The sequence below is a fragment of the Paenibacillus sp. FSL H7-0331 genome, from assembly GCF_001956045.1.
Genome location: NZ_MRTH01000089.1, coordinates 1 through 8,200, shown reverse-complemented (window position 1 = coordinate 8,200; position 8,200 = coordinate 1). Strand labels below are relative to the sequence as shown.

2 protein-coding genes and 1 pseudogene are annotated in these 8,200 nt (G+C 47.1%); all 3 read right to left on the bottom strand.

Features of this window, described 5'->3' with window-relative positions; genetic code table 11:
* Positions 1 to 3,542: hypothetical protein (locus BK127_RS41105; protein ID WP_218639087.1), on the bottom strand; the 3,542-nt coding region annotated here is incomplete at its 3' end.
* 452 nt (positions 3,543 to 3,994) lie between these two features.
* Positions 3,995 to 7,618 carry an S-layer homology domain-containing protein gene (locus tag BK127_RS41100; protein WP_076238419.1) on the bottom strand — a complete coding sequence of 1,208 codons (3,624 nt, stop codon included), beginning with the start codon at positions 7,616 to 7,618 and terminating at the stop codon, positions 3,995 to 3,997.
* 427 nt (positions 7,619 to 8,045) lie between these two features.
* Positions 8,046 to 8,200: pseudogene (locus BK127_RS44630) on the bottom strand (cell wall hydrolase); the annotation flags it as partial.

Here is an 8,200-nt window from a genome sequence, read left to right as displayed (position 1 = left end):
CTCACCGTAGCTGCTACGCTCAGTGGCGCGCTGGCGCCTTCGTTCACCGTTGCGCCCGTCGGCTGCGTGCCGATGCTCGGCGTCGCCGCGTTGGTCAATGCAGGTGCAGTGGGTACTAATGTTAAAAAAGGAGACGCAATCGATATGTTGATTGGCTTGCCATCGCTACCTTTGAATGCCCCAGGAGTTATCCGTATAGAGTTCTCAGAACCAACCAGTGCGACTTTGAAGTTGATTTCAAGCGTACTCGAGTAAGCCGTTGATGTCAGGTTCGCAACTGTATCTTCTGCACCTAGTGCTGTGTAGACAGAAGCACCTGTTTTTTTAACTTCAATTTTACTCTTCAATTCATCTAAAGTGCCTGCCTGTATAGCATATGTGCGAAATGTAAACGTCACTTTATTATTGAGCTCGCTAACAACTGCCGTCACACCATTATCAAGCTGTACGTCACGGTAAAAGCACCTTTTAATAGCCCCCGGTGCAGGATCGATGTTACCAAAGGCATTCGCTGTACACGCCGTATAACCAATACTAATATTGGATTTAAATGCAATATTAGCCGGATCAGAAAGAGTTCCTGTTCCCCAGTACCTCACTTCCTTCATCCCAGAAAAAATGCAATTTTGGTTCTCCTCAGAACAATAAGTCCAACCCATGCTACCGTCTGGCGGAGTGGGTAATAATAGTAAAGAAAACGAAACCGATGTGTTAATGGATTGGCCATACCAATCCCTGAAAGCTCCAGGAGCTATCTGTATCGAGATTCCCGAACCAACCATCGATTCCTTGAAATTAATTTCAAACGTACTCGACTGAGACGTAGATGTGTTCGCAGCAACTGTATCTTCTGCACCCAGAGCTGTGTAGGCAGAATCACCTGTTTTTTTAACTGTAATCTTACTCTTCAATTCATCTAAAGTGCCAGCCTGTATGGCATAAGTTTTAAATGTAAAGGTCACTTTATTATTGGGTCCACTAACAACTGCTGTCATTGCACTATCAAGCTGTACGTCACGGTAGTAACACCTTTTCGTAGTTCCAGGTGCAGGATCATTACCGAAAATAGTCCCATTACATGGCGCACCATCCGTAAAAAATTTAGATATGAAGCCATAATTAGCGGGTACAGCAGGAGCCCCAGTTCCCCAGAATCTCACTTCCTTCTTCCCTGAAAAGTTACATTTTCCGTTCTCTGGAGCGCATTCAGTCCAACCATAGCTACCGTCAGGTGCAGTGGGTACTAATGTTAAATAAGGTGACGCAATCGATAAGTTGATTGGCTTGCCATCGCTATCTTTGAATGCCCCGGGAGCTATCAGTATCTCGTTCTCAGAACCAACTAATGTGTCTTTGAAGTTGATTACAAGCGTGTTAGATGTTGGGTTCTCAACTGTATCTTCTGCACCTAGAGGTGTATAGGCAGAACCACCTGTTTTTTTAACTTCAATCTTACTCTTCAATTCATCTAAAGTGCCAGCCTGTATGGCGTGCGTACCAAATGTAAACGTCACTTTATTATTGAGCCCACTAACGACTGAATTCGTTAAACTATAGGGCTGTACGTCACGATAGTAACATCTTTTAGTCGATCCCGGCGCAGGATCGGTAGTACCGAAAGCAAGTAGCGAACATGTTATTCTACTGGTACTTCGAGATACAAATCCATAATTAGCCGGCAGGGCCGGAGAGCCTATTCCCCAGAGCCTCACTTCTTTCGTCCCTACAAAGTCGCAATTCTCGCCAAATGCAGCACAATATGTCCAACCAATGCTACCGTCTGGCCCATTGCCTAACAACGCTAAAGAAGAGTTAATGGATAAATCTATCAGACTGCCATTGCTATCTTTGAATGCCTCAGGAGCTATTTGTATGGAGTTCTCCGAACCAACTAACGGGTACTTGAAGTTGATCTCAAGCGTACTCAACGTAGCCGTAGATGTAAGTTTCTCAACTGTATCTTCTGCACCCAGAGCTGTGTAGACAGAAGCACCTGTTTTTTTAACTGTAATCTTACTCTTCAATTCTGCTAAAGTACCAGCCTGTATGGCATACGTATTAAATGTAAACGTCACTTTATTATTGGTTCCGCTAACGACTGCTGTCATTGCACTATCGAGCTGTACGTCACGGTAGTAACACCTTTTAACAGTTCCATATGCAGGATCAAGAGAGTAGTAGGGACAGTTCATACCACCCGTACTAATATTAGATATAAAGCCATAATTTGCTGGTACAGCAGGAACGCCGGTTCCCCAGTATCTCACTTCTTTCCTTCCAGAAAAGTTGCATTTTCCGCCATCTGCAGCACAATCCGTCCAACCAATACTACCGTCGGGCCCAAGGCCTAACAACGTTAAAGAGGATGAAACTGGTATATATATGGTCTGGCCATTGTTATCCTTGAATGCCCCGGGAGCTATCTGTATGGAGTTTCCAGAACCTACTAACGTATCCTTAAGTTTGATTTCAAGCGTACTCAACGTAGCCGTAGTTGTCGGGTTCGCAACTGTATCTTCTGCACCTAGAGCTGTGTAGGCAGAATCACCTGTTTTTTTAACTGTAATCTTACTCTTCAATTCTGCTAAAGTGCCGGCCTGTATAGCAAATGTCGGAAATGTAAATGTCACTTTATTATTAAGTCCGCTAACGACTGTCGTTATTTCATTATCAAGCTGTACGTCACGGTAGTAACACCTTTTAGTCGATCCCGGCGCAGGATCGGTAGTACCGAAAGCAAACAGTGTACATACATTACCGCCACTACCTGTAATGATTTTAGATATATAGCCATAATTAGGTACAGGAGTGCCCGTTCCCCAGTATCGCACTTCTTTCCTCCCATAAAATCCACATACTTGTCCATCTGCAGCACAATTCGTCCAGCCAAAGCTGGCGTCTGGTGTATCGCCTACTACTAATAAAGACGTAACCGATATGACTATTAGACTGCCATTGCTATCCTTGAATGCCTCAGGAGCTATCTGTATGGAGTTCTCCATACCAACTAACGGGTCCTTGAAGTTGATTTCAAGCGTACTCGACGTAGCCGTAGATGTTAGGTTGGCAACTATATCTTCTGCACCTAGAGCTGTATAGGTAGAATCACCTGTTTTTTTAACTGTAATCTTACTCTTCAACTCATCTAAAGTACCTGCCTGTATAGCATATGTATGAAATGTAAACGTCACTTTATTATTAAGCCCGCTAACGACTGCCGTCACTCCACTATCAAACTGTACGTCACGGTAGTAACACCTTTTAGTAATTCCAACTGCAGGATCATTACCGAAAGCACCAACTGTACAAGCTGTACTATCCGTGAATATTCTGGAAATAAAGCCGTAATTGGTACCTGTTCCCCATAATCGCACTTCTTTCGTCCCCGGAAAGCTGCAATTGGCGCCTTCTGTAGCACATTCCGTCCAACTTCCGTCGGGTCCATCGGCTAATACAGGCGACGTTATCAAAGACGTAAATAAATAAAACATCATTAACCCCACTAATAAAGGAACCGTAACTCCTTTTAGTATCGTACTCATTAAACGGGGGGTCCTTTGAACAAACATATCTTTCACTCCTGTATTCATATTTACAAATAGCATTTTGCTTCTAAATCATCTATCGCTAATGTAAGTGTACTACGGCCAAATAAAAGAATAATGAAAGATCCGGCCTTAAAATGAAAAAAACCGCACAGCATCAAGGCTTCGCGGCTAAGTCAGCTAACATAAATTATTTTTTTTATCACTAAGCCTGCGTAACAGTATGTCGTATAAATGAATCAGTTCCTCGCACGGACGCATGCCAAGCTCCCGGACAAGAAACCGAACATAAGCGTTATACAGGACAGTTAATTCTTTTGTCCCCCGTCATCTCGCGTATCGTCTTAAGCAGACGTATTACTGAATCGTCCATTAACCATTTGTAAGAAAAAAGTGGGTTGTGTAGGTCAAATCAAAATTCTAATATTCTATACCGACAGGTCAGCCGATTATTGTAATGTTTTCCACAAGCGGAGGACGACGACTGCCGCTTCCGCTCTTGTCGCTTGTCCTTCCGGAATAAATTGATTGCCTTCCCGTCCTTCCAACAATCCGCGCTGAAAAGCATAATGGATGTATCCTTTTGCCCAATCCGGTATTTGCGCATCATCGGAAAACGGAGTTATTTGTGTACGGTCAATATTCCACTTCATGGCTCTTGCCATCATGGCGGCCATTTCCGATCGGCTGACCGTCTGCTGCGGTCGGAGTGTACCGTCAGGGTACCCCTCCAGTATGCCGCTCTCCACCGCATTGCTTACTGTATTTTTTGCCCAAATGGAGATGCTATCGTTATCGGTAAAGGACAGCTTGACTGCTTCTCCCCGACCGGGAGAGATTCCTTGTATACGCAGCAGCATAGCTGCAAATTCCACTCGCGTAACCAGCCCTTGCGGACGGAATACCGCCCTGGAATCACCTTCTACAATGCCCTTCCCCGCCGCTTCACAAATTTGAAGCTCTGCCCAATGACCCTTGATGTCACTAAACGTACATATCTGACTCACCGTTGGTACTGGCGGCGTCTCAACTACCTTCTGACGGTGAACCGTCAGGCTGTAGGTCTTGATCGTGCCGTTCACCGCTTTTACGGTAATCTCAAATCCATTGTCCCCTTCGTCAAGAGATACTGATTTTGCCCCGGTATAGGTTTCTTTACGCAGTGTTACGACCGCATTTATATCTGCTAGGATCGCCTGTATTTCTACCTGTGCCGCCGATGTTTCGACCCTGTAGCTTGTCGTTCCCGCAGCAAATGCCGGGGTTAACCCCAGTTCATTTCCGCCGACCTTCACCCTAAGCTGCTCGAGATCCGCATTTCCTGATGGACCCACACTGGACGAATGACCGCCCGAACTACCTCTCCTGGCATTCACATGGACTTCTCGCGTGACTTCCGCAGCCGCATTACCCGAGCTATCCTGTACGTTGTATCGCAATAGATAAGCTCCCGGGGTCTGATTGTCTACGCTGCCTGTCGCCGTAACCGGTAGATTCCCCTCTAAGCTATCGGAAGCCGTCGCGCCAGGGTCGACAAAAGCATCACCTGCTGTGAGGACAAGGGAAACGTCACCCAGGAGCGTGATAACCGGAGGCTGCGTATCTACCGTAAACGTACGCTCCGCCGTAAAACTACCCGTATTCCCTGCCGCATCCGTTGCGCTTACACTCACCGTATGCGCACCTTCGGCCAGTGCTGCGCTTGGCGTCCATGTCCAGCTTCCATCTCCTAATGCCGTTACCGTCGCTGTAGTCGCTCCATCCAGCCGGATGGTCACCATTGCTCCTGCCTCCGCTGTTCCACTGATCGTCGCTACAGAATCCTTCATCCACTCGCCATTCGCTGGTGTTACGAGTGCAGGTGCCGCAGGCGGGGTCTGATCGATAGTAAAGCTTGCACGAGCTGCATCGAGAATATTATGGTATACATTTCTCACCACATTCCCGGCTACCAATACTGCATACTTCCCATCTTGCACGGCGCCGTTCAAACTTAGAGTGAATACGTGCGCTAGCGCATCAAAGCTTGCCGTATAAGCTGTAAAGGCTGCACCGTCCTTCTCCATGCTGATGAGCGTCAATGCATTCCCTGCATGTAACTGGGCTCCTCCTGCAGTCCAATAGACCGCTTCGTAGACAGAAACCGTAACCGCTGCAGGCGGTACATTAAAAAGTTGGCCCTGCGTAAAATTGCCGAATACGGCAACCGGCTTGGTCGTATCATACTGTACAAGCCATGTATTTGACTGAGGATTAGTGTTGCCCGCAGCATCCGTTACAGCCCCTGCAGCTACCCTTACCTTCACGGCTTGCCCGCTAGTCGTCGGGCTCACGGTAGCCGAATACGTTGTCGAGGTCACGGTAACCAAATTCGATACGGATCCATTCTCGATGACCATATCATTCTCCGTAAAGCCCTGAACAGCTTCACTAAAGGTGATGGTTACAGGGAAAGGTGCGTTGACGGCGCCTCCCGCGCTGGAAACCGCTGCCGTCGGTGCGATTGTATCCACTGTAAATGCACGTGCTGTCGAAAGCGTGCCCACATTCCCTGCCGCGTCTGTCGCTCTCGCCTGCACGGAGTGCGCGCCTTCGCTCAGCGCCGATGACAGCGTCCGTGTCCAGTTCCCGCTTGCATCCGCCGTTGCCGTTCCCGCCACATTGCCGTCCAGCACAACCGTCACCGTGCTTCCAGCTTCTGCCGTGCCACTGATCGTGGGCATGGACTGCCCCAGCACCTGTCCGCTCGTCGGGCTCATGATGATCGGCACAGAAGGCGCGGTTGTGTCCTGCACATTGAATGGGAATGATTGCAGTTGTTCATGTACCGCGACCGTATCGTTCACCCTAATATTCAGCGTATACGCTCCTGCCGGGTAACGTTGATCATCGATCAACGTTTGCCATGTAAATGTCTTCTTGTCTCCTGTAGCCGGCATTTCATATACATAATCGGTTACTTTTGCATTCGTACTATTTTTTATCTCTATGCTGATCGTCAAAGGCTCACCGATGCTTCCATCCCGGACATGACCCGAAACCTGAAGCTCATTGCCGGCCGGCTCAGTGAAATAAGTAGCTGAAATAGGCGCGACCCTTAACACGGGTGAAAAGGTCTTCAAGTATGGGGTGCTGACCCCTTCCTGAATGCCCCAAACCGCCGAGTCCCAGCCTCCTAAAGCAATCATATCCTTCATGTCAGACTTCTGAACCGCCCCGTCCGTTCCCGGCTCCATTCCCAAAGTGGTCAGAACCGGATTATCTGTTGCATTCCAATAAGATTTGGTGATGGTATAGGGGGGGAAGGGATTGTTACTTTCACCAATCAAGCCCCCGATATATCCGGTTCCGGAAGCTTTAATCAGCTTCCCCGACGTATAGCTGTTCTTAATGGTACGACCGATAGTCCCTATCAACCCACCTACAGAACTATTGCCATTACTAGCTTCAATGTGGCCGGTTGCATAGCTGTTGGATATTTCCCCATAATGATCTCCGATCAGCCCCCCAGCCTTATTATTGTTGCCGGTCACTTTCACATCGCCGGTTGCATAGCTTTGTGTAATGTCGTTATTACTGTACCCGACTAATCCCCCTGCACCACGACCAAAATTGCCGTTTATATGAACATGCGCGTCGCTGTTGGACACAGTATTGATCGATTGCCCTGATATACCACCAACGTAAGAACCTACGCCGGTTATTGTACCACTCACAGAAACACGATCCACTAAAGTCCAAGCATCGGTAATTCCTGCCAATCCTCCAACGTTAACAGCTGAACCACGGCTCGTTATATTCACATTCTCCATCCGCACATTTTTGATCGTTGTTAGGGTTGTACCTGCGTTAGCGGATTGAGCATACCCGAACAAACCTACAAAGTCTAAAGAAGTATCGATGGTCATGTTGCTAATCGTATAATGACCGCCATCAAAATTCCCGCCAAAAGGGCTGAGAGGATAAGTTCCGATTGGTACCCAGTTTGGAATCGAGGACAGATCGATGTCTGCACCAAGCTTATAGTGCATGGACAAGGCATCCCGAATGTTATCCAGATCCTGCGCCGTCATAATGACGTAAGGATTCCCCAGACTGCCATCCCCCCCTATTTGTGGTACGGTTCACCTCGCTTGATCTTGACATCGACTGATGACAAGAACCTTATTACATAACAAAAAAAAGCCGCAATTTAAGCGACTTTTGATGTAACAATAATGTTGACTTCCGATACCTGACAAATGACAAGAACTTGATCCGATCATAAATAAAGCCCGCAATTCAAGAAGACTTCATTCGGCTAACGTTCTTGTCATCCGACATCGGAAGGCCTGTCACGTTGGTATAGTTTCCGAATAATGACCGTGACAACAACTTTATTCCACTAAACCCAAAGAAGCCCCGATTTACGCGGCACTTAATGAGATAAAGTTCTTGTCAACCAACACATGACTGTGACAAGTCTGGATAAGTGATCCTGAGATCTTTACGTTTATAAAATTAAAAAGTATTATATACATTTTCACATTCTTTCGCGGTCGGTTCATAAAAACAGTGCTTCTTCCATCGTCCTACGAACGGCTGATTATACCAAGTTGGCGGACATGGTCCGGGATTTTCGAACGTTCCTGGACGGAAATACCATAGGGAAAATT

Coding starts and splice junctions, on each gene's coding strand:
- BK127_RS41100 (WP_076238419.1), bottom strand. CDS start 7,618: ATGACGGCGCAGGATCTGGATAACATTCGGGATGCCTTGTCCATGCAC.